The following is a 22,880-nucleotide window of genomic DNA, read 5'->3' as shown; positions in this document are numbered from 1 at the left end:
CGAGCAATCTGCCGCCGAGGATTGGCGGTTGGCATTACGCAGATCGGCTCAGGCTAATGGGGCTCTCTTATCCAGACGGAAGCGTCTGCATCGGGCCTTTGATGAAACAAACGCTTGATCGTCAGGTGGCCGGGTTAACCCAGCATTAACAAAAAAGCCCTGCACAATGGATGTTGTACAGGGCTGGGTCATCCGTCTTGAGAGCTTAGCTTCAATACCGGTTGGGCTCCATTTCCAGATCGACATGAAACCGTTCGGCAATATCTTTCTGGATACGCTGCGCCAGATCCAGCAATTGCAGGCCGGTGGCTGCGCCATAGTTGACCAGCACCAGCGCCTGCAACCTGTGCACACCGGCGTCGGCCTCGCGGAAGCCTTTCCAGCCTGCCCGCTCGATCAGCCAGCCTGCCGCCAGTTTCATCTGTCCGTCGGGTTGCGCGTAGGCCACCAGGTCCGGGTATTCGCCCTTGAGTTGCGCCACCAACGCAGCGGGCACCAACGGATTCTTGAAGAAGCTGCCGGCATTGCCGAGCACCGCCGGGTCCGGGAGCTTTTCGTTGCGGATGCTGCAAATCGCCTGGCTGACATCGGTGGCGGTTGGCTGCTCGATGCCCTGCTCGGTCAGGCGCTGACGCACCGGCCCGTACTCCAGATGCAAATGCGCGGCGCGATTGAGGGCGAACCGCACCCGAAGGATCAGCCAACGCCCCGGCTGCTGTTTGAACAGGCTGTCGCGGTAGGCGAAGTTGCACTCATCCAGGGTGAAGTCCCGCAGTTCGCCGGTCTGGCGATCGAGGGCGGTCAGGCCGGCGAACACGTCCTTGATCTCCACACCATAGGCGCCGATGTTCTGCATCGGTGCCGCGCCGACAGTCCCGGGGATCAGGCTGAGGTTTTCCAGCCCCGACAAGCCCTGCGCCAGGGTGTGCTGCACGAACGGGTGCCACGGCTCGCCAGCCTCGGCTTCGATGACGACTTTGCTGCCGTCATCACTCAGAATCCGTATCCCGCGCGTGGCCATGCGCAGCACCAGCGACTGGATATCGGCGGTCAACAGCAGGTTGCTGCCGCCGCCGATCACCAGCAGTGGCACGTTATGGTCCGCGGCGTAGGCCAGCGCCTCGCGGACGTCGGCATCGCTGTGGGCTTCGGCGAACAGCCGGGCCTGAACATCCACGCCAAACGTATTGAACGGTTTGAGCGAAACCTGTGGCTGTACCTGCAAACTCATAACCGGCCCTTCAATTCGATCACCAGCCGGTCGCTGGCGCGCTCGATCAAGTCGAGCACCCACTCAAAGCCCTGATCGCCGTCGTAGTACGGATCAGGGACTTCGTCGATGTCCGATTCGTAACGACGCAGGAACAGGTCCAGCTCGGCCTTGCCCTTGGCCGGTTGCAAGGCCTGGAGGTTGCGTAGATTGCTGTGGTCCATCGCCAGGATCAGGTCGTAGCGGGCGAAATCGGCACGGGTCACTTGCTGGGCGCGTTGTGCGGACAGGTCGTAACCGCGCAGTTTGGCCGCGGCCTGGCTGCGTTTGTCCGGCGCCCTGCCGACGTGCCAGTCACCGGTGCCCGCGGAGGCCACTTCGACTTGATCGGCCAGCCCCGCTTCGCGCAATTTATACCGCAGCACGCCTTCGGCCGTCGGGGAACGGCAGATATTGCCCAGGCAGACGAACAGAACCCGCATCAGGCCTCCAGCAGGCGACGAACGCGCTCGAGGTCTTCGACGGTGTCGACGCCGGTGGGCGGTGCGATCAGCGCGTCGGCGACGTGAATCCGCACGCCGTGCCACAGGGCACGCAGCTGTTCCAGGGATTCGGTGTTTTCCAGCCAGCACGGGCCCCAGCTGACGAAGTCATGCAGGAAACCGGCGCGGTAGGCATAAATGCCGATGTGACGGCGATACGGCACGCCTTCCGGCAGTTGCTCGCGGCTCTTGGCGAAGGCATCGCGGGCCCACGGCAGGGTTGCTCGACTGAACGTCAGCGCCAGGCCGTTGAGATCCCTGACGACTTTGACCACATTGGGATTGAACAGGGTGTCCACGTCTTCGATCGGCTCGGCCAGGGTCGCCATGCGCGCTTCGGTGTGGGCGGCCAGATTGGCGGCAACCTGATCGATGACGCTCGGCGGGATCAACGGTTCATCACCCTGGACGTTGACCACGATCGCGTCGGAGGCCAGACCGAGCTTTTCGGCGACTTCGGCCAAGCGGTCGGTGCCGGAATTGTGATCTTCGCGGGTCAGCACCACTTCAGCGCCAAACCCGTTGCACGCCTCGACAATGCGCGCATCGTCGGTGGCCACGACCACGCGCTCGGCGCTGCTCTTGCTCGCCTGCTCCCAGACGTGCTGGATCATCGGCTTGCCGGCGATCAACAGCAGTGGTTTGCCCGGCAGACGCGTGGAGGCATAACGGGATGGAATGACAACGGTAAAGGCTGTGGTCATTTATCCAGGCGCTCGTCGGTGGTCAGGGTGCGGGCTTCTGTTTCAAGCATCACCGGGATGCCGTCGCGAATCGGGTACGCCAGGCCGGCGCCCTTGCTGATCAGCTCGGTTTTGTCAGCGCTGAGCTTGAGCGGGCCTTTGCAGACCGGGCAAGCGAGGATGTCGAGCAATTTGGTGTCCATGAGCATTCCCTGGATAAAAACGGTTTAAGGCAAAAGACGAGCCGGCAACAAGCGCATCAACTGCGTATCGAACCAGGCCACGAAGGCCGGCGATGGCGCAGCATCGACCGCCAGGTACCACCAATCGGCGGCGGCGAAGGCACGGCATTTCACCGCGTCCTTCTCGGTCATCACCAATGGCAATGACGGGGTGAAATTCAACGCCTGCACGCTGTATTCGGCGTGGTCGGCAAAGGCGTGGGGGACTGGTTGCCAGTGTAGCGTCTCGAGGGTTGTGAAGAAACGCTGCGGATTGCCGATCCCGGCCACGGCGTGCAGCGCCTGGCCTGCGGGAAAGTGGTCGAGGGGACGCCGTTCGCCGCTGAGCAGGTTGACCAGTTCGGTGGGTTGCAGCTGAAAGGCAAACCCGTCCGCGCGGTCTTCGGCGGCGCCGTTGTACAACACGGCGTCAACGCTTCGCAGGCGTTCGATCGGTTCACGCAGCGGTCCGGCGGGCAGGCAACGTCTATTGCCCAGGCCACGGGCGGCATCGATCAACACCAGTTCGAGGTCTCGGGCCAGGCGGTAATGCTGCATGCCGTCATCCGAAAGGATCAGGTCCAGTGGCTCGCTCGCCAGCAGCGCTTTGACGGCGCTGCTACGGTCCGGGTCGATCATCAACGGTACGCCGGTGCGCTGGACGATCAACAGCGGCTCATCCCCCGCGACATCGGCACTTTGCTCGGCCTCGACGCGCCACGGCAATTGTGGCGGTTTGGCGCCATAGCCGCGACTGACCACGCCGACCCGCAGGCCGCTGCGCTGGCAATGCTGGATCATCCACAGAATCAGCGGTGTCTTGCCGGTGCCGCCGACGGTGATGTTGCCGACCACGATCAGCGGCACCGGCGGCTGATAGATCTCGCCCTCCCCCGCCAGAAAGCGCTGGCGCTTGCCGGTGACGACGCGGCGGTACAGCCACTCCAGTGGCTGCAACAACTTCAGGGCCGGATGACCTTCGTACCACGCGGCGAGCAAGCGATCGGACATGGCCATCAGGGTGCGGGCGGCGCCGCCTCGACGGTGGTCATGCGCAGGTGGCTGAAGCCCAGTTTGCCGGCGGCATCCATGGCGGTGATGACCGACTGATGCTGGGTCTTGCCGTCAGCGCTGATCGACAACGGCAGGTTGGTATCGCCGCTGGATTCTTTCTGCAGCGCATCCATCAGCGTTGCGAGGTCGTTTTTCGGCAGGATCTGGTTGTTCACCGAGAACACGCCTTCGGCACTGATGGCGACGTCGAGGTGCTTGGCCTGCTGGTCTTCGGCCGGCGAGCCGCTGACCGCCTGTGGCAGATCGACGCGCAGCTGGGTTTCACGGGTGAAGGTGGTGGTCACGACGAAAAACAGCAGCAGGATAAACACCACGTCGATCAGCGACGCGAGGTTGATGTCCACATTCTCCCGTTGCTTGCGGCGGAATTTCACGCTTTTTTGCCCTCGGACAGGTCCACGTCACGGTCACCCTGCACCACCTCGACCAGTTTGATCGCTTCCTGCTCCATACCGACCACCAGTTCATCGATCCGGCGTTGCAGGAAACGGTGGAAGAACACCGACGGGATACCGACCATCAGGCCCGCAGCGGTAGTGATCAGCGCTTTGGAGATACCACCGGCCAGTACCGCGGCGTTGGTGGTCATGCCCGACCCCATGAACGCGCTGAAAATGTCGATCATGCCCAGCACGGTGCCCAGCAATCCCAGGAGCGGAGCCATGGCGGCGATGGTGCCGAGGGCATTGATGTAGCGCTCGAGTTCGTGAATCACCCGTGCCGCGGCTTCTTCGATGCACTCTTTCATGATCTCGCGACCATGCTTGGAGTTGGCCAGGCCCGCCGCCAGGATCTCGCCCAACGGCGAGTTGGCGCGCAATTCCTTGAGTTTTTCTTTATTGAGTTGCTTGTCTTTGATCCACACCCAGACCTGGCCGAGCAGATGCTCCGGGGTCACACGGCTGGCTCGCAGGGTCCACAGACGCTCGGCGACGATCGCCATGGCCGCGATGGAACTCAGAATGATCGGCAGCATCATCCAGCCGCCGGATTTGACCAATTCCCACACAGTGTCAGTCCCCTCGAAAAAGTGCGCCACTCTACCATAGGGGGGTGACGCACCGAAGACCGTGATGTCGCATCCGGTCGGGCTTCAATCACCCGCGATTATGGCGCAGCCCGCCAGAAACGCCGTTCCTGACGCATCGACCACGGCGGTTTGAAGCGCCCGAGGTGCAGACGAATGGCGCCCTGCTCGGCGCTGTCATGGATCGCCATGCCGCGTTTCCGGTAGCGGGCCATGACCGTGGGATGCGGGTGACCGAACGAATTTCCCTGGCCGCGCGAGATCAACACCGCTTTGGGTTGCAACCCGGCGAGCAACGCCATCGAGGATGAACTGCGGCTGCCGTGGTGCGGCGCCGTCAGCCAATCGGTAGGCACGGCCAGCGGGCTGTCGAGCAGCGCGCGCTCGGCGCCGGTGTCGATATCGCCGGTCAATAACAGGCGCTCGCCATTGGCTTCGATTTGCAGGACACAGGACTTCTGGTTGCTGTCCGCCGCGGAAGGCCATTGCCAGAGCTGGAAACGCACGTTGTCCCAGGCCCATTGCTGGCCGCTCTGGCAAGCCTCGGCGTGTAATTCGTCGGGAAGCGCCAACGGATCGCCGCTGAGCACTTGCCTCACCGGCAGCCCGCTGGCCACCGCCCGCGCACCACCGGCATGATCGGCGTCGGCGTGGCTGAGCAACATCAGGTCGAGCCCGTCCACGCCCAGCTTGCGCAGAGTGGGCAGCACCACGCGCTCGCCGAGATCGAAATCGCCGAAGCGCGGCCCGGTGTCATACAACAGCGTGTGATGGCGGGTTCGCACCAAGACGGCCAATCCCTGGCCGACATCCAGCTGCCAGACTTCAGCAATGCCTTCGGGCAGCAAGGGGCGGGGCGGAAAAACCAGTAATAGCAGCAGCGGCCAACCCAACGGACGCAGCGGTACGCCACGGGGCATCAACAACAGCAAGGCGCCGAGGACGCCCAGTGCCGATGCCCACCCTGGAATCGCCGCGGGCACCCACGCAGGCATGTACCCCGCCAATAATCCAAGGCCCTTGAACAGCCAGTCGATCAGCCCGCCTGCCAGCCACAGCAAGCCTTCGCCCACATACGGCAGCGGCAACAAAAGCGTCCCGAGCAAGGCCGGTGGCAAGACCAGCAGACTGATCCAGGGCACCGCCAGCAGATTGGCGAGCGGTCCACTGAGGCTGATCGGTAATCCCAACATCAACAGCAACGGACCCAGGCCGATCGCGATCAACCATTGCGCACGCGTCCAGGTTTGCCACCACCGCCAGGCGCCCAAGCGACCGCCGAAGGTGAAGATCAACACCGCCACCGCGGCGAAGGACAGCCAGAAACCCGGCTGCAGGCTCGCCAGCGGATCCAGCAGCAGAACTGCATTGAGCGCCAGCAACAACGGCCACCAGGCGCCGAGGTGGCGAAAGCGCAGGCGCCACAACAGCACCAGGCCGATCATGACGCAAGCGCGCCGCACCGGCACGTCGAACCCCGCCAGCAGTCCGTAGCCGAGGGCCGCCGCGAACGCCAGTCCGCACGCCCAAGGCAACCACGGCAAGCGCTTCGGCCACACACCGTAGCGTGCCAGCCCGGCGATCAGCAGATACACCACGCCGGCCAGCAGACCGACGTGCTGTCCGGAAATTACCAGCAGGTGCACGGTGCCGGTGTCTTGCAACACCTGCCAGTCCTCACGACTGAGCCCGGCGCCATCTCCCAGCACCAGTGCCGCCAGGGCGCCGGCGCGTCCCTGGGCGTCCACGGCTTGCAGGCGCTGGCGGATGCCATCGCGCCACGCCCAGCGGGCTTCGCTGAGTCGCTGGCCGTCCTTGATGGTTCCGGTTGCGCCGATGCCTTGCGCCAGCAGCCAGGCGTCGTAATCGAACGAATGGGGGTTGAGCAGCCCGGCGGGACGCTTCAACTTCACCGCCAGCCGCCAGCGTTCGCCACTGTTGACCGGCGGTCCGCCGTACCAGGCCAGACGCATCAGTCGCGGCAACGGTGCCTGTCGCGAGCGCGCATCCGCCAGCTCGAAACGCACCACCCCTTCACTGTTGTGCGGCAAACCCGTCACCCGACCTTCCACCCAGCGGGTTTCGCCATCGAGACTGGCGGGCAGTCGATCATCCAGTGCCCACTGCCCATGAGCGCACGCCCAGCTGAAACCGAACAGGAAAAACGCCAATGGATACGTCCTGAACGGCAGCAACATCAAACCCGTTACGGGCAACACCAGCCATAACCAGACCGGCGGTAACACCGGCAAAAACCGCAGGGCCAGCAGACCCAACGCCAGCGCCATCATCCCTGTGCGCATACGCCCGTCCTTGAGAGTCCCTCTCCTAGGCATAGCCGGCACACAGCACCCGCGTCGTTATTAATTGTCACAAAGTCTGAATGGGCGGCTCATAGAATCCAGACATACTTGCCGCCTTAACCGACCGAGATGCCTTATGCCCCGGCGCTTATTCAAACGATACATGCCAGACCCGACCAGCATCAGGGAACACAAGTCCTTACGCTTTCTCGGCACCCTGTTGCATGACCCCAACCTCTGGCACCTCAACCGCCACTCCGTCGCGCGCGCCATGGCGGTTGGCCTGTTCGCAGCGTTCCTGCCCATTCCATTGCAGATGCTGGTGGCCGCCGTTCTGGCGATCATGGTCCGCGGCAACATGCCAATTGCGGTCAGCCTGGTCTGGCTGACCAACCCGATTACCATGCCGGCCGTGTTTTTCTGCACCTATCAGACCGGTGCCTGGCTGATGGACGTGCCCGCGCGGCACCTGCCGGATGAATTGACCTGGGAATGGATCAGCGGCGAACTGTCAACGCTGTGGCGACCGTTTTTGCTGGGTTCGGTGGTGACGGGGCTGGTTCTGGGGGCGCTCGCCTATTGTCTAGTGATGCTGTATTGGCGGTGGTGGGTGACTCGGCAGTGGGCGCGGCGGAAGAAAAAGCGGATGCAATGAAATGCAAAAAGGCCTCCTGGAATGGGAGGCCTTTTTACCCTGTAGGAGCCAGCATGCTGGCGATGGACCCAGGTCCACTGCGTTCATTCATGCTGCACGCGTTATCGTTGACGACGATCGTCGGAACGCCGCCCGGAGCATGCTCGCTCCTACAGGGATCGCGTACAGTTCGAAAAACCGGTTAGGTGCGCATCCCGCGCCCACTCACCAACAACCGCGCACAACCGATATACAACACGACCGTCGCCACCAGCATGAACGTAATCGCCACGCTGATCTTGATATCCGACACCCCGAGAATCCCGTAACGGAACGCATTGACCATATGCAATACCGGGTTGGCCAGCGACACCGTCTGCCAGAACGGCGGCAACAACGAGATCGAATAAAACACGCCCCCCAGGTAAGTCAGCGGTGTCAGCACGAACGTCGGAATGATCGAAATATCATCAAAATTTCGCGCAAACACGGCGTTGATGAACCCCAGCAGCGAGAAGATCGTCGCCGTCAGTACCACCACCAGAACGGTCACGCCCAGATGATGCACCTGCAGTTTGGTGAAGAACATCGACAGCAGCGTCACAATCACCCCGACCATCAACCCGCGTAGCACGCCGCCCAGGGTGTAGCCGATCAGAATGGTGTGCGGCGACACCGGCGAGACCATCAACTCTTCGATGGACCGCTGGAACTTGCTGCCGAAGAAACTCGACACCACGTTGCCGTAGGAGTTGGTGATCACTGACATCATGATCAGCCCCGGCACGATGTATTCCATGTAGGTGAAACCACCCATGTCACCGATCTGCCGACCGATGAGGTTACCGAAAATCACGAAGTACAGAACCATCGTGATCGCCGGTGGCAGCAGCGTCTGCGGCCAGATCCGGGTGAAGCGCCGGACCTCGCGGTAAACGATGGTATTGAGGGCAACGAGGTTGGGTTGCAGCTCGGAACTCATACCGCCACCTTCGACAGATTTTTCTCCACCAGGGACACGAACAACTCCTCGAGGCGATTGGTTTTGTTACGCAGGCTCAACACTTCGATGTTCTGCTGCGCCAGTTGGGTGAACAGCGCGGTGATGCCCATGGCTTTATCGACCTGGACTTCAAGGGTGTGTGCGTCGAGCAATTTGGTCGGGTAGCCGAGCAACTGCGGCGCGACGCTCAGGGTGTTTTTCGTGTCGAGCAGGAAGGTTTCCACATGCAACTGGCTAAGCAGCTGCTTCATGCTGGTGTTCTCGACGATGGTGCCGTGGTCGATGATGCCGATGTTGCGGCACAGCTGCTCAGCCTCTTCCAGATAATGCGTGGTGAGGATGATGGTGATGCCTTTCTGGTTCAGTTCGGTCAGGAACGTCCACATCGAACGACGCAGCTCGATGTCCACCCCCGCGGTCGGCTCGTCGAGGATCAGCAAGCGCGGTTCGTGAACCAGGGCGCGAGCGATCATCAAGCGGCGCTTCATGCCACCGGACAGGGAACGCGACGGTACATCTCGCTTGTCCCACAGGCCGAGCTGGGTCAGGTACTGCTCGGCGCGTTCCTTGGCGACTTTCGGCGGGATGCCGTAGTAACCGGCCTGGGTCACGACGATGTCGAAGGTTTTTTCGAACTGGTTGAAGTTGAATTCCTGCGGCACGACACCGATGGAGCGCTTGAGCTGCGCAGGATTCTTGTCCAGGTCGTGGCCAAAGATATTCACCGTGCCGCTGGTCTTGTTCACCAGGGTCGAGAGAATGCCGATGGTCGTGGATTTGCCGGCGCCATTCGGGCCGAGCAAGGCGAAAAAGTCACCTTCGGCGACGTCCAGATCGATACCACTCAGGGCCTGGAAACCGTTGCCGTAGGTTTTGGTTAGCTGCCGGATGGACAGAGCGGAACTCATATCGGATTTATGCACCAAGAAGGGATGAAAGAGATCAATAAGGGCGGGCGGCGAACAATACAACCGCAGCACATGAACGCAATGGTGCTTGTCGCCGCCACACAAGTACAGTCAAGTGTGTCGATAGTGAGTATTAAGTCAACGCGGTCATGACGGCTTTCTTGTAGGCCGGACGCTGTTTCAAACGTGCATACCAGGCTTCCAGATGGGGCTGCGGCGCACGCTCGATCGGCATCTCGAACCAGGCATAAATGAAACTGCCGAGGGGAATGTCGCCCATGCCGATCTCGTCGCCCGACAAGTACGGTTTGACCGCCAGCGCCTGATCAGCCATCGACAGCAGCTCGGTGCATTCCTTGATCGCGGCGTGAATGGCCGGCCAGTCCTGTTTGTCCGCCGGCGTGCGCAGGACACCCCAGAACACCGTGCGGAACGGGCCGGCAAAACTTGACGTGGTCCAGTCCATCCATTTGTCGGCGGCGGCGCGAACTTTCAGGTCCGCCGGATACCAGGCGGTGTCGCTGGCGTGGAGGGCCATCAGGTAACGCACGATGGCGTTGGATTCCCACAACACGAAGCCGTCATCCTCAATGACCGGCACACGGCCGTTGGGGTTCATCGCACGGTATTCCGGCGTATCGACGACACCAAAGGCACCGCCGGCATCGATGGCTTCATAGGCCAGGCCCAGTTCCTCGGCAGCCCACAAAGGTTTCCTGACATTCGACGAATTTTTCCGACCCCAGATCTTCAGCATGACCGCCTCTTTATGGATGAATGCGCAGGCAGCATACGCCGGATCAGGCGCGACTCAAATCGCTCTGCATGTCCCCCAGCAGCGGCGGCAGTTGCTCGCTGAACAGATGCGGGTAGCACTTTTCCAGGTGCTCGAAGAAGAACTTTTCCGGCACGTCGGTGAATTGGCCGTGGTCAACCAGGTATTCCATCAACTGCGCGCCGTCGCGATTGAACGGATGGAAAACGCTGCCGTTGATGCCGTCGAATTCCAGCGGTGCCACGTTGAACAGTTCGCACAGTTGCTGGTTGAACGCCGGCGTGGCTTTGACCCAGCGGCCGTTCAGGTACAGCTCGGTATAACCATGCATGGCGAACACGTCACTTTTAAGCAATTGCAGCAAACGAGGGGTCGACAAATGATTGCGCACATCCGCCAAGCCAATCCGCGCGGGAACCCCGCAATGCCGGGCCGCAGCGGCCAGCAGCGTGGCTTTGGGCACGCAATAGCTTTCGCCCGTCGCCAGCGCATAACTGCCGCGCAAGGTGACCGGATCGCGACTGAACGTGTAAGGGTTGTAACGCACGGCCTCGCGCACCGCGTAATAGAGGTTGATGGCTTGCTCGAGCGGATTGCGGCTACTGCCACGATGTTTTTCGGCGAACTCCACCACCGACGGGTGGTCACTATCGATGAAGCGGCCGGGACTCAGATACTCGTGCATGAGAACAATCTCCTGAAGATGCCACGAGTCTAGCGACAGCTTCAGCACGGAGATAACGACGTATCGGCCAAACCTGGACGCTTAGCCGCCCGCTCAACGAACGATTTGCCCCGGCGGCTGCCAACCGGTCCGACAAAACTCATCGAAGGTTTCCCACGATTTCAATCCCATCGCTCTGACCACCCTGTTTTGCGGATGCCGTCTAAGCTCTGAAGGTTGTTTTTGCCCTTGTTTCACGGAGGATTAAATATGCTGCTGTTGTGGATACTGGTTCTGGTTGTCGGGATTGCGTATTTAGCCCACCGCCGCATCGCCCCGCTGCCCGCCCTGTGCATCGTTGCCGTTTATGTGGTGGCAATGGGCGCCTTCAGTCGCGCGCCGGGCTGGTTGCTGCTGGTGTTGTGGCTGTTGATCGCCGCCGTCGCGGCGCCTTTGCTGCTACCCGACCTGCGCCGTAAATACTTCAGTGCGCCGCTGTTCAACTGGTTCCAGAAAACCCTGCCGCCGATGTCGGAAACCGAACGCGACGCCATCGACGCCGGCACGGTGTGGTGGGACGGCGAACTGTTCAGCGGCCGTCCGGACTGGGACAAGCTGCTGTCCTACCCGAAAGCGCATCTGACCGAAGAGGAACAGGCCTTCATCGACGGCCCGACCGACGAGCTCTGCGCGATGGTCAGTGACTGGCAGATTGGCCAGGACATGGACCTTCCCGCCGAAGCCTGGGCGCACATCAAGGAAAACGGCTTCTTCGCCCTGATCATTCCCAAGGAATACGGCGGCAAGGGCTTTTCTGCCTACGCTCACTCCCAGGTGGCGATGAAACTGGCAACCCGCAGCGGCGACCTCGCTTCCACCGTGATGGTCCCCAACTCCCTCGGTCCGGCCGAGCTGCTGTTGCATTACGGCACCGACGAACAACGCAATCATTACTTGCCACGCCTGGCACGCGGCGATGACATCCCGTGCTTCGCCTTGACCGGGCCACTGGCCGGCTCCGACGCCGGTTCGATGCCCGACAGCGGCGTGATCTGCAAAGGCGAATGGGAAGGCCGGGAGACCCTTGGCCTGCGCCTGAATTGGGAGAAGCGTTACATCACGCTCGGCCCGGTCGCCACCCTCCTCGGCCTGGCGTTCAAGGCCTATGACCCTGATCACTTGCTCGGCGATAAAGAAGACCTGGGCATCAGTCTGGCGTTGATTCCGACCGACACTGCGGGCGTTGAAATCGGCCGTCGTCACTTGCCTTTGGGCGCGGCGTTCATGAACGGTCCGAACTCCGGCAAAGACGTGTTCATCCCGCTGGACTTCCTCATCGGCGGCCAGGACATGCTCGGCAAAGGCTGGATGATGCTGATGAACTGTCTGTCGGTCGGGCGTTCGATTTCATTGCCGGCGGTCGGCACCGGCGCAGCGAAGTTCACCAGTCTGGTGACCGGTCAATACGCGCAGGTTCGTGAGCAGTTCAACGTGCCGCTGTCGGCATTCGAAGGTATTCAGGAAGCCATGGCGCGCATCGGCGGCAATGCCTGGATGATGGACGCGGCGCGGATGCTCACCGCCAATGCGGTGGATCTGGGTGAGAAACCATCGGTGCTGTCGGCGATTCTCAAGTATCACCTGACCGAACGCGGCCGCGAGTGCATCAGCCACGCCATGGATGTTCACGGCGGCAAGGCGATCATCATGGGGCCGAACAATTACCTAGGCCGCAGCTGGAATGGCGCGCCGATCTTCATCACCGTGGAAGGTGCGAACATCCTCTCGCGCAACCTGATGATCTTCGGCCAGGGTGCGATTCGCTGCCATCCGTTCGTCCTGAAGGAAATGGCCCTCGCCGGTCGCGAAGACAAGGATCAGGCCCTCGTCGAGTTCGATGGCCTGCTGCTCCAGCACATCGGTTTTGCCGTGAGCAATGCCGCCAGCACGCTGGTGCTCAACCTGGGTTTCGGCCACTTCGAACACGCGCCAGGCAACACGCTCAGTCAGGGTTACTTCCGTGCGCTCAACCGTCAGGCCGCGGCGTTCGCCATGCTCGCCGACCTGAGCATGATGTTGCTGGGCGGCGAATTGAAACGCCGCGAACGCCTGTCGGCGCGCTTGGGGGACGTGCTCAGCAACATGTACCTCGCCTCCGCCGCGCTCAAGCGTTATCACGACCTCGACTCGCCGGAACACATGGCGCCGCTGTTCATCTGGGCCATGGAAGAAAGCCTCGGCCAGTCGGAGCGCGCGCTGGATGAACTGCTGACCAATTTCCCGAACAAGGTGCTGGGTTGTCTGTTACGGGTGATCGTGTTCCCGTTCGGTCGTCGCCACAAAGGGCCGTCGGACAAACTCGGTGCCGAAGTGGCTGCGGTCATTGGCCGGGCCAAGGGCGATCCGACCCTCGAGGAATTGCTGGGTGGCTGCTTCCGTCCGCAATCAGCCGACGACGCCGTGGGCGCCCTGCAACACGCGTGCGACTTGTTGAACGCCGCGCAGCCCCTGCATAAAAAACTGCATGTGGCGCTCAAAAGCGGTCAAGTCAAACCGTCTGCCGGGGAAAATGCCGTCGATGCCGCGCTGGAGGCGGGCGTACTGCAACCGGTGGAAGCGCAAAACCTGCGAAATGCCGAAGTGGCGCGGCGCAAGGTGATTGACGTCGATGATTTCGACAAAGAGGAGTTGGCGCTGGCCGAAGGAAAGGTCCGCTGATCCCCGTGACCATGTAAAAAAGGGCGCGGGCGCTTTATACTCCCGCGCCCGTTTTGCTCTTGAGGACTTATCTCGTGTCCAACGTCGTTGCCGATCATCTCGTTTTGCTTGACCACTTGCGCAGCATCCTGGTCGCCGTGGGTGAGGCCGAACAGGTTCCCGAAGAAAGCCATGCCTTGTTCCTGGAGCGCTTCGACGAACTGCGCGCGTTGCTGCCGGTCGACCCGATCGAAAGCCAGTACCTGGGCCAGGACATTCTGTGCCAGGTGATCACCCGTTACCCGCAAATCGCCCATCTGGTCCCGCGTGACCTGCTGTGGTATTTCGCCGGGGACTGCCTGCATTACATGCCCGATGATGAAATCGACCTGTACCAGGCCCTTGAAGAACGCCGCTTCGAAGCCGAACAGAACGACGAACCGTTTGACTGGAATCAGGAAAAACAGCTGCTGGCGATGTCGAACGACGACAGCAAGCACTGATCCCGATCAGTCACGCAAAAGGCCCGCATGGTTGTTCATGCGGGCCTTTTTTTGGAGTGGGTTATGAGGGGCTCGCCCGCGAAGGGGCCTCAAAGCAACCCTTCACTTTCAGGCAGCTCATATTCCACCGCCATCCGACCTGACGCACCCGGCTTCCCCGGTTTGCTCAAGGTTGGCTCCTTCTCCAGGCACTCCACCAGATAATCGATCAATACCCGCAGCTTCGGCGGCATATAGCGGGTTGGTGAATGCAGCAACCACGCACCGCCGTGGTACGACGCCAGAAACGTCCAATCCGGCAACACCTGCACGATCAAGCCCTGCTCCAGCGCATAACGCGCCGTGAAGTACGGCAAGCTGCCAATCCCGATGTGCTGCAGCACCGCGCCGAGTCGCACGCCGGTGTGATTGGCGGCATATCGCCCGCGTACCCCGACGGTCACGGCCTTGGAGCCTTTCTTGAATTTCCAGCGCGCATCACTCGGCGTTTCGCCCAGGTAGATGCAACTGTGGTTAAGCAAGTCATGGGGATGCGTCGGCGTACCATGCTTTGCCAGATACTCCGGTGTCGCGCAGAGCATATGGTCGATGGTCAGCAATTGCCGCCCCACCAGCCCGGCGGGGGGGTGATCGGTAATACGAATCGCCAGATCGACGTTGTCGTCGATCAGATCCACCTGACGGTCCTCAAGCAGCAATTCCACATCCACCTTGGGATAACGCCGCAAGAATTCCGGTATATGCGGGTGAATCACGAACCGTCCTACCGCCTTGGGCACGCTGACTCGCACCAGCCCTTCCGCTTCATCGGTGAACTGACCACTGATTTCCATCACCGACTTGGCGGCGCTGACCATCTCCTGACAACGCTTGAACACCTCCTCACCACCGTCGCTGAGCCGCAACTTGCGCGTGGTGCGTTGCAGCAGTCGGGTGGCGAGCGCCTTCTCCAGGCGCGAAATGCTGCGACTGACCGCCGACGGCGACGAGCCCAATTGGCGCGCGGCTTCCGAGAAACTCCCGGTCTCGACGACTTTGACGAAAATCGCCATTTCACCGAGCAATGGCAGCGGAAGATTTATGCTCACAGCGCAACAGTCCTTTGAGGTTGGAACGGATTATCACGCAATTCCACGATTCATATAATGAAAAACATCTTTAACGAGGGCATGGAATATGACGCTTCGCCTCTTTTTCCATAGTGATGACCTCAAGGCCAATGTGGAAGTACTGGAATGCACACCCCACGAGAACGAATTCGCCGTGGAGTTGCGCGCAACACTGTTTCACCCTCAGGGCGGCGGACAACCGTTCGACACCGGCTGGATCGGTGATAGCCAGGTGCTGCGCGTGGTGCAGGATCCGCAGCGGATCATCCATTTCGTCGATCGCCCGGTCACTCTCGGCATGACCCAGATTCGCGTCGATGAGGCGCGTCGTCAGTTCAATACGCGGATGCATTCCGCCGGCCATCTGATCGGACATTTCGTACAGGCCATGGGCTGGATGCCGATCAAGGCCCATCACTGGCCAGGCGAAGGCCGGGTGCAGTTCAAACCGGCTGAGTCAGCACAGGAAGTCGACGCCCGAACCGTCGAGTTCGGCATCGAACAATGGATCGCCCATGACCTGCCGCGTCTGACATCCCTGCGCGAAGGCGCCCGGGAAATCGGCTTTGGTGAACTCCCCGCCTACGGCTGCGGCGGCACCCACGTACGTAGCCTGACCGATCTGGGTACGGTCACGATCGCTTCCGTCTCGCAGAAGAAAGGCACGTTGTCAGTGCACTACAGCGTGAATTGAGCCTAGGGGCGCTGCACGTTCCGGCAGCACCCGACGCCTGGGGAGCCCGCATTCGCCGGCTCCGTTGACTCTCCAATGGATGGACCTGAACCATGATGCTTGATGTCGAGCGTCTCGATGAGACGTGCATAAAAAAACTGGCCAACGAAGAAGTCCTCGCCATTCGCGTCAAGCGCTTCCTCGCCCCGCCGCTGGCGCTGCAGATCGGCGACAGGATTCTTGCGCCCGGCTTCGAAGGCTATATCAACGCGCCGAGCATCGGCCGAATCGGCATGGCGTTTTACGAGGCGGAAAACCAGCCACTGCTGATCGAGGATTATTTCGAGCGCGCCACCCGCAATATCGCGGAGTTGCGCAACCGTTGCGCGCCCTACTCGTCTCCGGTCGACACCTTGCGCTGCATGCTCGACGAATCCTGGCCGGCCGGCGCCCATCTGGAAAACCTCTACGGTCGCAAGATGTACGTCGGTCTGTCCCGAGTGGTGAAACCCGGCGTGTGCTTCCTGGCTCACCACGACATCTTCGCCAAGGACGCTCCGGACAGTTACCAGGCGAGAAGCCTTGACGCGCAGTTCGCCTGCAATGTGTACCTGAATATGCCTGCCGAGGGCGGTGCCCTGCAGATGTGGGACCACGACATTTCCCCGGACCAGTTCGACGAGATGCGTGGCGACAGCTACGGCATCGACCCCGCGTTGCTCGGCACTCCGATCCTGGAGATTCGTCCCGAGCCCGGTGATTTCATCATGTTCAACTCGCGCCGCATGCACGCGGTGACGCCGGGCGTGGCCGATCCGCGCCTGAGCCTTTCATTCTTTGTCGGCTACCGCGGCAATGCTTCACCCCTGACCTTCTGGAGTTGAGATGCAGTATTCGAACTACCTGGGTGAATTTCTGGCCCTGGCAATCATCCATTTTCTGGCTGTGGTTGCGCCGGGGCCGGACTTCGCGGTCACCATCCGCCAAAGCGTGCGTTTTGGGCGTTGGGTGGGAATCTGCACAGCGCTCGGCATCGGCGCGGGCATCTCCGTGCATGTGCTTTACACCTTGCTCGGTGTCGGTGCCTTGATGCACGCCACGCCCTGGCTGTTAACCGTGGCCAAGATCGTCGGTGGCGCCTACATCCTGTACCTCGGTGTCAGCCTGCTGCGCAGCCAACCGAAATCGGTGCTTGAGGGCGAAAAAGACGCCGGCGAAGCGGTGGCCGGGCAAACGCTGCTGAAAGCCTTCACCACCGGATTTCTGACCAATGCCACCAACCCCAAGGCCACATTGTTCTTCCTGGCGATCTTCACCACCCTCATCAGTGCGACGACGCCCCTCAGCATTCAGGCGCTGTACGGCGTGTGGATGTGTTTCGTGAACGCGCTGTGGTTTGTGATCGTTGCGCTGTTCTTCTCCAGCGCCCGGGTGCGCGTGCTGTTCATGCGCATGGGGCACTGGTTCGAACGCAGCATGGGGGTGATTCTGATTTTGTTCGCGGGGCGCCTGATCCTGTCGATGTAAAAACATAGCCCACGCAAAAGGCCCGCTCAGTCTGACTGGCGGGCCTTTTTGCTGACATCGGATACAAATCCCACGCAAACAAAAACGCCACTCAATGAGCGGCGTTTTTGTGAATTTGGAGCGGGAAACGAGACTCGAACTCGCGACCCCGACCTTGGCAAGGTCGTGCTCTACCAACTGAGCTATTCCCGCAAATGGCGTCCCCTAGGGGACTCGAACCCCTGTTACCGCCGTGAAAGGGCGGTGTCCTAGGCCACTAGACGAAGGGGACACGCTACCCGGAACACATGGTGTGTGTTTCGGAGCCCAGATCCGCGTCCGAAGACTTGGTTCTGGTTTCACTCAGCCCTGCCCGAAAGCAACGCTGTTTAAAATTGGAGCGGGAAACGAGACTCGAACTCGCGACCCCGACCTTGGCAAGGTCGTGCTCTACCAACTGAGCTATTCCCGCATTGGCGTCCCCTAGGGGACTCGAACCCCTGTTACCGCCGTGAAAGGGCGGTGTCCTAGGCCACTAGACGAAGGGGACACACGTACAACATTCACTCCCTACCGCGTTTCGCTGTGTGCTTTACGCTGTAAGTGGCGCGCATTCTATGGATGGATTGAGGGGTCGTCAACCCCCAGATATAAATTTATTTAAATCAATGACTTCGCCCTGCTTTGGGCCGTGAATACAGCTTTTTGGTCAACCAATGTTTGACGCCTATATTCTGACGCTCGCCAAGACGATATAGTCCCCCTTGCAACAGATGATGGCAATCTGCACCTCGCACACTGTTGCTTATATAGGCAGCGTTGCAGTCGCTACGGGTAGAAGCCCGCTCGAACCAACCCGTCGGGCGGCGCTATGCGCTCCCAGGCCGAGCCACTACACTTCCACGCGAATCCCACGAAGAGGTCTTACCGGTGACACCACTCATGATCACCCTGCTAGTTGTAGCCGGGATCGCACTATTGATCGCCATTGGGTACATGAACCATGTGGTGGAAAGCAACAAACTGGAAAGGGCCCGCACCAAGGTCGAACTCAACGACCGCCTGCGCCGCTGCGGCGAAATCACCGAGACGTTTCCCGGCCAGCTGATGACACCGGCCCTCAAGCTGTTGCTGACCCGCCTGGAACTGAACGTCTGCCAGCGCCTGCTGAACCTGGAAAAATCCAGCGCCAACCTCAAGGTGCGGATCAGCGAACTGGAAACCCTGGTCGCCCAGGGCGAATCGATCCCGGTCAACAACCCACCGGCGCCGATCCAGACCGAAGCCAAGGCCAAGGACGTCCGTTTCCTGCTGGAAGCCCTTCACGGCCAGATCACCCGCGCGGCCCAGGATGGCTTCCTGCCGACCAACGAAGCCAAACGCTGGATCCGCGAAGTCCGCCACATCCTGGTCCTGCTGCACATCGAATTCTTCAACAACCTCGGCCAGCACTCCCTGCAACAGAACCAGCCCGGCCAGGCTCGCCTGGCGTTCGAGCGCGGCGTGCAATACCTGCGCAAACAACAGGAACCGCAGGTCTACGCCGAACAGCTCGAATACCTGGAAAAACTCCTGGCCCGGGCCAATGCGCAAGTCATGGACAACAATGCGAAAGCTGAAGACGAAGTGAACGAGTTGACCGTAGGCCTCAAAGATGTCGAGGCGGATGCGGACTGGAAGAAGAAAGTGATTTACGACTGATCAGCGCATGCGGAAAAGAGCCACCTGAATGGGTGGCTTTTTTTATGGTGAGTTTGAGCAGCGCGAACGTACGAAGGGCAAGCTGGCGCCTACTGGGGGTGAGAGCGCCCGCAACCCGCCTCTTCAGAGCCGGAAGTGCCCCACCATGCCCTTCAGTTCAACGCCCAACTGCGCCAGTTCGATACTCGATGCCGCATTCCCCTGCATCGCCAATGACGACTGATCCGCACTGGCGCGAATACTGGTCACACTGCGATTGATCTCCTCCGCTACCGAGCTCTGCTCTTCGGCAGCCGCGGCGATCTGCTGGTTCATCTGCTGAATCAACGACACCGCCGCCGCAATACTGCCCAACGCACTCTCGGTCTGTAACGCGTCACTGACCGCCAACTGCACCAACTCGCCACTGCTCTGAATCTGCTGTACCGACGACTGCGCCGCTGAGCGCAAGGCACTGACCAGTCGTTCGATTTCCTCAGTCGATTGTTGCGTGCGCTTGGCCAGGGCCCGCACTTCATCGGCGACCACTGCAAAACCCCTGCCCTGCTCACCGGCACGGGCCGCCTCGATCGCCGCGTTGAGTGCCAACAGGTTGGTTTGTTCCGCCACACTCTTGATGACGCTGAGCACCGTGCCGATATTCTGGATTTCCGCGCTCAGGCTCTCGATGCTGGAACTGGCCGAAGACGCCGATTCCGCCAACTGCTCGATCCGCGCCATGCTCTGACGCACCACCGCCTGACCGCTTTCAACCTTGCCGTCTGCCGTTTGTGCGGCCTGTGCAGCTTCTTCCGCATTGCGCGCAACATCGTGCACGGTGGCAGTCATCTCGTTCATCGCCGTGGCGACCTGCTCGGTCTCTTCCTTCTGGCTGCTGACCTCAAGGTTGGTCTGCTCGGTCACCGCCGACAGCGATTGCGCCGAACTGGCCAATTGCTCGATGCCCGCCTGCAACCCGCTGACAATGCTGCTCAACCCTGCGCCCATCTGCTGCATGGCCTGCATCAGCTGGCCGATCTCGTCGCGGCGAGTCACCTCAACCGTGCCGCTCAAATCCCCCGCGGCAATCTGCTGAGCAACACCGATCACACTGCGCAACGGACTAACGATCAAACGCGTAATCACCCACGCCGCGATCAGACCGACCAGCAAGGCCAGGGCCGAGGAGCCGATAATCAGCAAGGAATTCTTTTTCAGTTCGCTCTGCATCGACTGGTCTTCGGCCACATAGGCTTGGTCGACCCGCTCCATCACCTGGGCGGCGCGCTGATGCAATTGCTCGTAGACGGTTTTTTCCTGAACCAGCAGACCGGTGTATTCCGCGAGTTTTTCGCTGAAACCGCCGATATGCCCAACTACTTCATTGAGCACAGTCAGGTAGCCTTCGTCCTTTATCTGGGTTTTCAGTTGTTCGGCTTGAGTCAGTGCCTGGTCGGCCTGTTCGATCTTGCCTTGACCGGCGCTGTCGTCGCCCTTGCGGCTCTGGTCCAGGCGCACGCGCGCTTCGTTCATGGCTTGCAGCATCAGTCGCGACACCTGACTGATCTGACTGGCCTGCTCGATGAACTGGGAGCCGTCCTTGCCTTCGGATTCCTTCAGGGTATAAGCGCCATCGTCGGCCAGCCCGGCCTGCAACACATCGAGGTTATTGGCGACGCTGGAGACCGACCAACTGGCCATTTCCAGCGCCAGGTCCTTGGCCTGACTCAACGAGACGAACTCATCAAAGGCTTTACGGTAAGCGCCCAGGGACTGCTCGACGTCGGTCATCACCGGCACGTTGGCCGGCGATTGCGCCTTGAGCTGGTTCGCCAGGGCGACCAGGCTATCGACACCCTCATGCAGCGCCGTGACGTTTTTCGGATTGCCGTGCAAGGCGTACTCCTGCTCAAGCAGGCGCACCTTGAGCACGCCACTGTTGAGCGACGACATCTGCTTGAGGCCGTCGAAGCGATGGCTGATGGTTTGCAGAGACCATACGCCGATGGCCGCCACCAGGGCAGTCAAGAGGAGCACCAGCACAAACCCGACACCCATTTTTTTTGCCATACCGAGGTTGGCAAAACGTCCTTGCACGGCCGAAATCATTGCACTTAGTCCCCTGACATAGTCTGTTGACGCAGATTCGCAACGGGTCTGTGCCAACACAAGTCTCTGGCGTCGGAATAATGGCAAAAAGCTACGCCCACGTCGTTTTCAGAACGCTTGAGGTCGATCCGAAGCGGTGGCCTGAAAAAACGCCCGGGCACGGGGATCGCAGGCGCAGGCCACATTGATTCGCTGCCAGTCAGTGGCCGTACCGGCGGGGCTGAATGCCGTCGCTGAAGACAGCAGGACCCCTAAGCGCCGAGCCTGTGCCCGCAGGTGAGCGTAGTCGCACTTGCGCGGCCGTGCCCAGATGAACAAACCGCCGACGGGTTTGCCAAAAACCTCCCATTCAGCGTCTTCCAGCACCTGCAGCGCGGCTTCGCGGTCATGCCTCAAACGCTGCCGCAGACGCAGCACCAGCTTGCGATAAGCACCGCTGTCCAGCAGGCAGGCCAGTACCGATTCGCAAAATCCGGAGGCACCCAGGCTGCTGATCCGCTTGACCTCGGCCAGCTGTGAAATGACCTCTGCCCCGCCCACGATAAAGCCGACCCGCAATGAACTGCTGAGGGTTTTCGAGAAGCTGCCGACGTAGATCACGTTGTCATCCAATGCCGCGAGCCGCGTCCCGGGGCCGCTGTGCAAATCGGCGTAGACGTCGTCTTCAATCACCTGCACATCATGCTCTTTGGCCAAATGCAGGACCTGCTTTGCCACCACCGGCGCCAGGTTGCTGCCCGTGGGGTTGTGATAGAAGCTGTTAATGAACAAGGCGCGAGGCTTGTTCTCAAGCAGCAGTGCCTCCAGCGCCCCGACGTCAGGCCCGCGCGGCGTGCGCGGCACTTCGAGCATCGCTACACCCTGCTGCCTGAGCAATTCGAACAGCAGGGAATAACCGGGACTTTCGACCACCACGCAATCGCCCGGTTTGAGCAACGCACGCACGATCAGGTCGAGCCCCTGGCTGGCCCCTGCCGTCGTCATGACCCGGTGTTCGTCTACGGCGATATCAAGCAGGCTCAGGCGCTTGATAATGTGCTGACGCAACGCCGGCAGCCCCTGCGGCGAGCTGTAGTTGAACAAGGCCGCCATGTCCGTACGACTGACCTCGCGGATCGCGTAGGTCAGGTCATCCGTCTCCCGCCAGCTTTCGGGGAGCCCGCCACAGCCCAGCCGCAACTCAGCCGCCACATTGGCTGGCTGCGGAGCCGTGCCCTCTAACCAAGGCGAATCCACCGCCAGCGTTGGGGCGGCCACAATGAATCCGGTGCCTTGCCTCGACGCCAGTACCCCTTGCGCCACCAGCCGGTCACACGCCTCGACCACGCTGGACTGGCTAAGCAGATTGATCCGCGCGATTTGCCGGGCAGACGGCAGGCGTGTTCCCGGCACGATGTCACTTTGACGCAGCCAGCACGCCAACGCGTCGACGATTTGCTGTACGACCGGCACCAGGGCCTGTCGATCGATTCTCAACTCCATGAGCAAGCAAACTCCTGTTCGTTTGACGCAGGCAGTTAATCACAGCCGCGCTTGAGGGGCTGTGAGACAACGCCGTC

General features: G+C 60.9%; 22 protein-coding genes, 4 tRNA genes and 1 pseudogene. 7 read left to right on the top strand and 20 right to left on the bottom strand.

Going from position 1 to position 22,880, the window contains the following annotated elements; all coding sequences use genetic code 11:
• Positions 1-211: 211 nt before the first annotated feature.
• The 8 genes from murB to NTD84_RS04285 all read right to left on the bottom strand — a co-directional run bounded on the left by murB (position 212) and on the right by NTD84_RS04285 (position 7,060).
• Positions 212-1,231 carry a UDP-N-acetylmuramate dehydrogenase gene (gene murB, locus NTD84_RS04320; RefSeq protein ID WP_262163771.1) on the bottom strand — a complete coding sequence of 340 codons (1,020 nt, stop codon included), beginning with the start codon at positions 1,229-1,231 and terminating at the stop codon, positions 212-214.
• On the bottom strand, positions 1,228-1,692 hold the full coding sequence (locus NTD84_RS04315) for a low molecular weight protein-tyrosine-phosphatase (RefSeq protein ID WP_262163770.1): 465 nt from the start codon (positions 1,690-1,692) through the stop codon (positions 1,228-1,230). The genes murB and NTD84_RS04315 overlap by 4 nt, the downstream gene beginning before the upstream one ends.
• A complete protein-coding gene (gene kdsB, locus NTD84_RS04310; protein WP_262163769.1) occupies positions 1,692-2,456 on the bottom strand; it encodes a 3-deoxy-manno-octulosonate cytidylyltransferase in 765 nt (254 codons plus the stop codon). Before kdsB ends, NTD84_RS04315 begins: the two co-directional genes overlap by 1 nt.
• Positions 2,453-2,638: a Trm112 family protein gene (locus NTD84_RS04305; protein WP_007945752.1), complete on the bottom strand. Its 186-nt coding sequence runs from the start codon at positions 2,636-2,638 to the stop codon at positions 2,453-2,455. The genes kdsB and NTD84_RS04305 overlap by 4 nt, the downstream gene beginning before the upstream one ends.
• A gap of 24 nt (positions 2,639-2,662) precedes the next feature.
• Entirely contained in the window at positions 2,663-3,673 is a 1,011-nt protein-coding gene (lpxK, locus tag NTD84_RS04300; protein ID WP_262163768.1) for a tetraacyldisaccharide 4'-kinase, read from the bottom strand.
• On the bottom strand, positions 3,673-4,104 hold the full coding sequence (locus NTD84_RS04295) for an ExbD/TolR family protein (RefSeq protein ID WP_262163767.1): 432 nt from the start codon (positions 4,102-4,104) through the stop codon (positions 3,673-3,675). Before NTD84_RS04295 ends, lpxK begins: the two co-directional genes overlap by 1 nt.
• Positions 4,101-4,739, bottom strand: coding sequence for a MotA/TolQ/ExbB proton channel family protein (locus tag NTD84_RS04290; RefSeq protein WP_262163766.1), 639 nt, complete (start codon positions 4,737-4,739; stop codon positions 4,101-4,103). Before NTD84_RS04290 ends, NTD84_RS04295 begins: the two co-directional genes overlap by 4 nt.
• A gap of 98 nt (positions 4,740-4,837) precedes the next feature.
• Positions 4,838-7,060 carry a DNA internalization-related competence protein ComEC/Rec2 gene (locus tag NTD84_RS04285; RefSeq protein ID WP_262163765.1) on the bottom strand — a complete coding sequence of 741 codons (2,223 nt, stop codon included), beginning with the start codon at positions 7,058-7,060 and terminating at the stop codon, positions 4,838-4,840.
• A gap of 136 nt (positions 7,061-7,196) precedes the next feature.
• Here NTD84_RS04285 and NTD84_RS04280 point away from each other — a divergent pair, with 136 nt between their 5' ends.
• Positions 7,197-7,715: a DUF2062 domain-containing protein gene (locus tag NTD84_RS04280; RefSeq protein ID WP_262163764.1), complete on the top strand. Its 519-nt coding sequence runs from the start codon at positions 7,197-7,199 to the stop codon at positions 7,713-7,715.
• 181 nt (positions 7,716-7,896) lie between these two features.
• Here the strand turns inward: NTD84_RS04280 and NTD84_RS04275 are convergent, their stop codons facing one another.
• The 4 genes from NTD84_RS04275 to NTD84_RS04260 all read right to left on the bottom strand — a co-directional run bounded on the left by NTD84_RS04275 (position 7,897) and on the right by NTD84_RS04260 (position 11,065).
• Positions 7,897-8,676, bottom strand: a complete 780-nt coding sequence (locus NTD84_RS04275; RefSeq protein WP_262163763.1) for an ABC transporter permease — start codon at positions 8,674-8,676, stop codon at positions 7,897-7,899.
• On the bottom strand, positions 8,673-9,605 hold the full coding sequence (locus NTD84_RS04270; protein WP_262163762.1) for an ABC transporter ATP-binding protein: 933 nt from the start codon (positions 9,603-9,605) through the stop codon (positions 8,673-8,675). The genes NTD84_RS04275 and NTD84_RS04270 overlap by 4 nt, the downstream gene beginning before the upstream one ends.
• Before the next feature lie 133 nt (positions 9,606-9,738).
• A complete protein-coding gene (locus NTD84_RS04265) occupies positions 9,739-10,362 on the bottom strand; it encodes a glutathione S-transferase family protein (RefSeq protein ID WP_262163761.1) in 624 nt (207 codons plus the stop codon).
• A gap of 43 nt (positions 10,363-10,405) precedes the next feature.
• Entirely contained in the window at positions 10,406-11,065 is a 660-nt protein-coding gene (locus NTD84_RS04260) for a transglutaminase-like domain-containing protein (protein WP_262163760.1), read from the bottom strand.
• Positions 11,066-11,314: 249 nt separating this feature from the next.
• Here NTD84_RS04260 and NTD84_RS04255 point away from each other — a divergent pair, with 249 nt between their 5' ends.
• Both NTD84_RS04255 and NTD84_RS04250 read left to right on the top strand, forming a co-directional pair.
• Positions 11,315-13,762, top strand: coding sequence for an acyl-CoA dehydrogenase (locus tag NTD84_RS04255; protein ID WP_262163759.1), 2,448 nt, complete (start codon positions 11,315-11,317; stop codon positions 13,760-13,762).
• Between the two features lie 74 nt (positions 13,763-13,836).
• Positions 13,837-14,244 carry a PA2817 family protein gene (locus NTD84_RS04250; RefSeq protein WP_027924016.1) on the top strand — a complete coding sequence of 136 codons (408 nt, stop codon included), beginning with the start codon at positions 13,837-13,839 and terminating at the stop codon, positions 14,242-14,244.
• Between the two features lie 89 nt (positions 14,245-14,333).
• On the opposite strand, the gene NTD84_RS04245 is transcribed toward NTD84_RS04250, so the two are convergent.
• Positions 14,334-15,332, bottom strand: a complete 999-nt coding sequence (locus NTD84_RS04245; protein WP_262163758.1) for a LysR family transcriptional regulator — start codon at positions 15,330-15,332, stop codon at positions 14,334-14,336.
• 88 nt (positions 15,333-15,420) lie between these two features.
• Here NTD84_RS04245 and NTD84_RS04240 point away from each other — a divergent pair, with 88 nt between their 5' ends.
• From NTD84_RS04240 to NTD84_RS04230, 3 genes are all read left to right on the top strand, one after another.
• The gene (locus NTD84_RS04240) at positions 15,421-16,047 is read left to right on the top strand and encodes an alanyl-tRNA editing protein (protein ID WP_262163757.1); all 627 of its coding nucleotides are present in this window, start codon (positions 15,421-15,423) and stop codon (positions 16,045-16,047) included.
• 92 nt (positions 16,048-16,139) lie between these two features.
• Positions 16,140-16,910: a 2OG-Fe(II) oxygenase gene (locus NTD84_RS04235; RefSeq protein ID WP_262163756.1), complete on the top strand. Its 771-nt coding sequence runs from the start codon at positions 16,140-16,142 to the stop codon at positions 16,908-16,910.
• Position 16,911: 1 nt separating this feature from the next.
• Positions 16,912-17,553, top strand: a complete 642-nt coding sequence (locus NTD84_RS04230) for a LysE family translocator (protein WP_262163755.1) — start codon at positions 16,912-16,914, stop codon at positions 17,551-17,553.
• 116 nt (positions 17,554-17,669) lie between these two features.
• Here the strand turns inward: NTD84_RS04230 and NTD84_RS04225 are convergent.
• The 4 genes from NTD84_RS04225 to NTD84_RS04210 all read right to left on the bottom strand — a co-directional run bounded on the left by NTD84_RS04225 (position 17,670) and on the right by NTD84_RS04210 (position 18,082).
• Positions 17,670-17,745: transfer RNA gene (locus NTD84_RS04225), tRNA-Gly, on the bottom strand.
• Between the two features lie 3 nt (positions 17,746-17,748).
• Positions 17,749-17,824, bottom strand: a tRNA-Glu gene (locus NTD84_RS04220).
• A 104-nt stretch (positions 17,825-17,928) separates the two neighbouring features.
• Positions 17,929-18,004 (bottom strand) — tRNA-Gly (locus NTD84_RS04215).
• Positions 18,005-18,006: 2 nt separating this feature from the next.
• A tRNA-Glu gene (locus NTD84_RS04210) sits at positions 18,007-18,082 on the bottom strand.
• Between the two features lie 392 nt (positions 18,083-18,474).
• On the opposite strand from NTD84_RS04210, the gene NTD84_RS04205 reads away from it, so the two are divergent.
• Entirely contained in the window at positions 18,475-19,233 is a 759-nt protein-coding gene (locus NTD84_RS04205) for a hypothetical protein (protein WP_262163754.1), read from the top strand.
• A gap of 123 nt (positions 19,234-19,356) precedes the next feature.
• Here NTD84_RS04205 and NTD84_RS29975 read toward each other — a convergent pair whose 3' ends face one another.
• The 3 genes and pseudogenes from NTD84_RS29975 to NTD84_RS04195 all read right to left on the bottom strand — a co-directional run bounded on the left by NTD84_RS29975 (position 19,357) and on the right by NTD84_RS04195 (position 22,803).
• On the bottom strand, positions 19,357-20,220 hold the full coding sequence (locus NTD84_RS29975; protein ID WP_410017325.1) for a methyl-accepting chemotaxis protein: 864 nt from the start codon (positions 20,218-20,220) through the stop codon (positions 19,357-19,359).
• A pseudogene (locus tag NTD84_RS29970) lies at positions 20,218-20,442 on the bottom strand (HAMP domain-containing protein); the annotation flags it as partial. The gene NTD84_RS29975 and the pseudogene NTD84_RS29970, both read right to left, overlap by 3 nt.
• A gap of 987 nt (positions 20,443-21,429) precedes the next feature.
• Complete coding sequence (locus NTD84_RS04195) at positions 21,430-22,803, bottom strand: PLP-dependent aminotransferase family protein (RefSeq protein ID WP_262163752.1); 1,374 nt, start codon at positions 22,801-22,803, stop codon at positions 21,430-21,432.
• Positions 22,804-22,880: the final 77 nt, after the last annotated feature.

The organism is Pseudomonas sp. 14P_8.1_Bac3, assembly GCF_025466085.1.
Classification (GTDB): Bacteria; Pseudomonadota; Gammaproteobacteria; order Pseudomonadales; family Pseudomonadaceae; genus Aquipseudomonas.
The sequence above is the reverse complement of the archived record's forward strand: the minus strand, read 5'-3'. Positions and strand labels throughout refer to the sequence as shown.

Bases quoted from the DNA above. Each gene is read 5' to 3' on its own strand.
- NTD84_RS04195 (WP_262163752.1), bottom strand. From the start codon at position 22,803: ATGGAGTTGAGAATCGATCGACAGGCCCTGGTGCCGGTCGTACAGCAA.
- NTD84_RS04275 (WP_262163763.1), bottom strand. From the start codon at position 8,676: ATGAGTTCCGAGCTGCAACCCAACCTCGTTGCCCTCAATACCATCGTT.
- NTD84_RS04240 (WP_262163757.1), top strand. From the start codon at position 15,421: ATGACGCTTCGCCTCTTTTTCCATAGTGATGACCTCAAGGCCAATGTG.
- lpxK (WP_262163768.1), bottom strand. From the start codon at position 3,673: ATGGCCATGTCCGATCGCTTGCTCGCCGCGTGGTACGAAGGTCATCCG.
- murB (WP_262163771.1), bottom strand. From the start codon at position 1,231: ATGAGTTTGCAGGTACAGCCACAGGTTTCGCTCAAACCGTTCAATACG.
- NTD84_RS04305 (WP_007945752.1), bottom strand. From the start codon at position 2,638: ATGGACACCAAATTGCTCGACATCCTCGCTTGCCCGGTCTGCAAAGGC.
- kdsB (WP_262163769.1), bottom strand. From the start codon at position 2,456: ATGACCACAGCCTTTACCGTTGTCATTCCATCCCGTTATGCCTCCACG.
- NTD84_RS04235 (WP_262163756.1), top strand. From the start codon at position 16,140: ATGATGCTTGATGTCGAGCGTCTCGATGAGACGTGCATAAAAAAACTG.
- NTD84_RS29975 (WP_410017325.1), bottom strand. From the start codon at position 20,220: ATGGGCGCAGGGTTGAGCAGCATTGTCAGCGGGTTGCAGGCGGGCATC.
- NTD84_RS04280 (WP_262163764.1), top strand. From the start codon at position 7,197: ATGCCCCGGCGCTTATTCAAACGATACATGCCAGACCCGACCAGCATC.
- NTD84_RS04230 (WP_262163755.1), top strand. From the start codon at position 16,912: ATGCAGTATTCGAACTACCTGGGTGAATTTCTGGCCCTGGCAATCATC.
- NTD84_RS04255 (WP_262163759.1), top strand. From the start codon at position 11,315: ATGCTGCTGTTGTGGATACTGGTTCTGGTTGTCGGGATTGCGTATTTA.
- NTD84_RS04265 (WP_262163761.1), bottom strand. From the start codon at position 10,362: ATGCTGAAGATCTGGGGTCGGAAAAATTCGTCGAATGTCAGGAAACCT.
- NTD84_RS04270 (WP_262163762.1), bottom strand. From the start codon at position 9,605: ATGAGTTCCGCTCTGTCCATCCGGCAGCTAACCAAAACCTACGGCAAC.
- NTD84_RS04315 (WP_262163770.1), bottom strand. From the start codon at position 1,692: ATGCGGGTTCTGTTCGTCTGCCTGGGCAATATCTGCCGTTCCCCGACG.
- NTD84_RS04205 (WP_262163754.1), top strand. From the start codon at position 18,475: ATGATCACCCTGCTAGTTGTAGCCGGGATCGCACTATTGATCGCCATT.
- NTD84_RS04285 (WP_262163765.1), bottom strand. From the start codon at position 7,060: ATGCGCACAGGGATGATGGCGCTGGCGTTGGGTCTGCTGGCCCTGCGG.
- NTD84_RS04260 (WP_262163760.1), bottom strand. From the start codon at position 11,065: ATGCACGAGTATCTGAGTCCCGGCCGCTTCATCGATAGTGACCACCCG.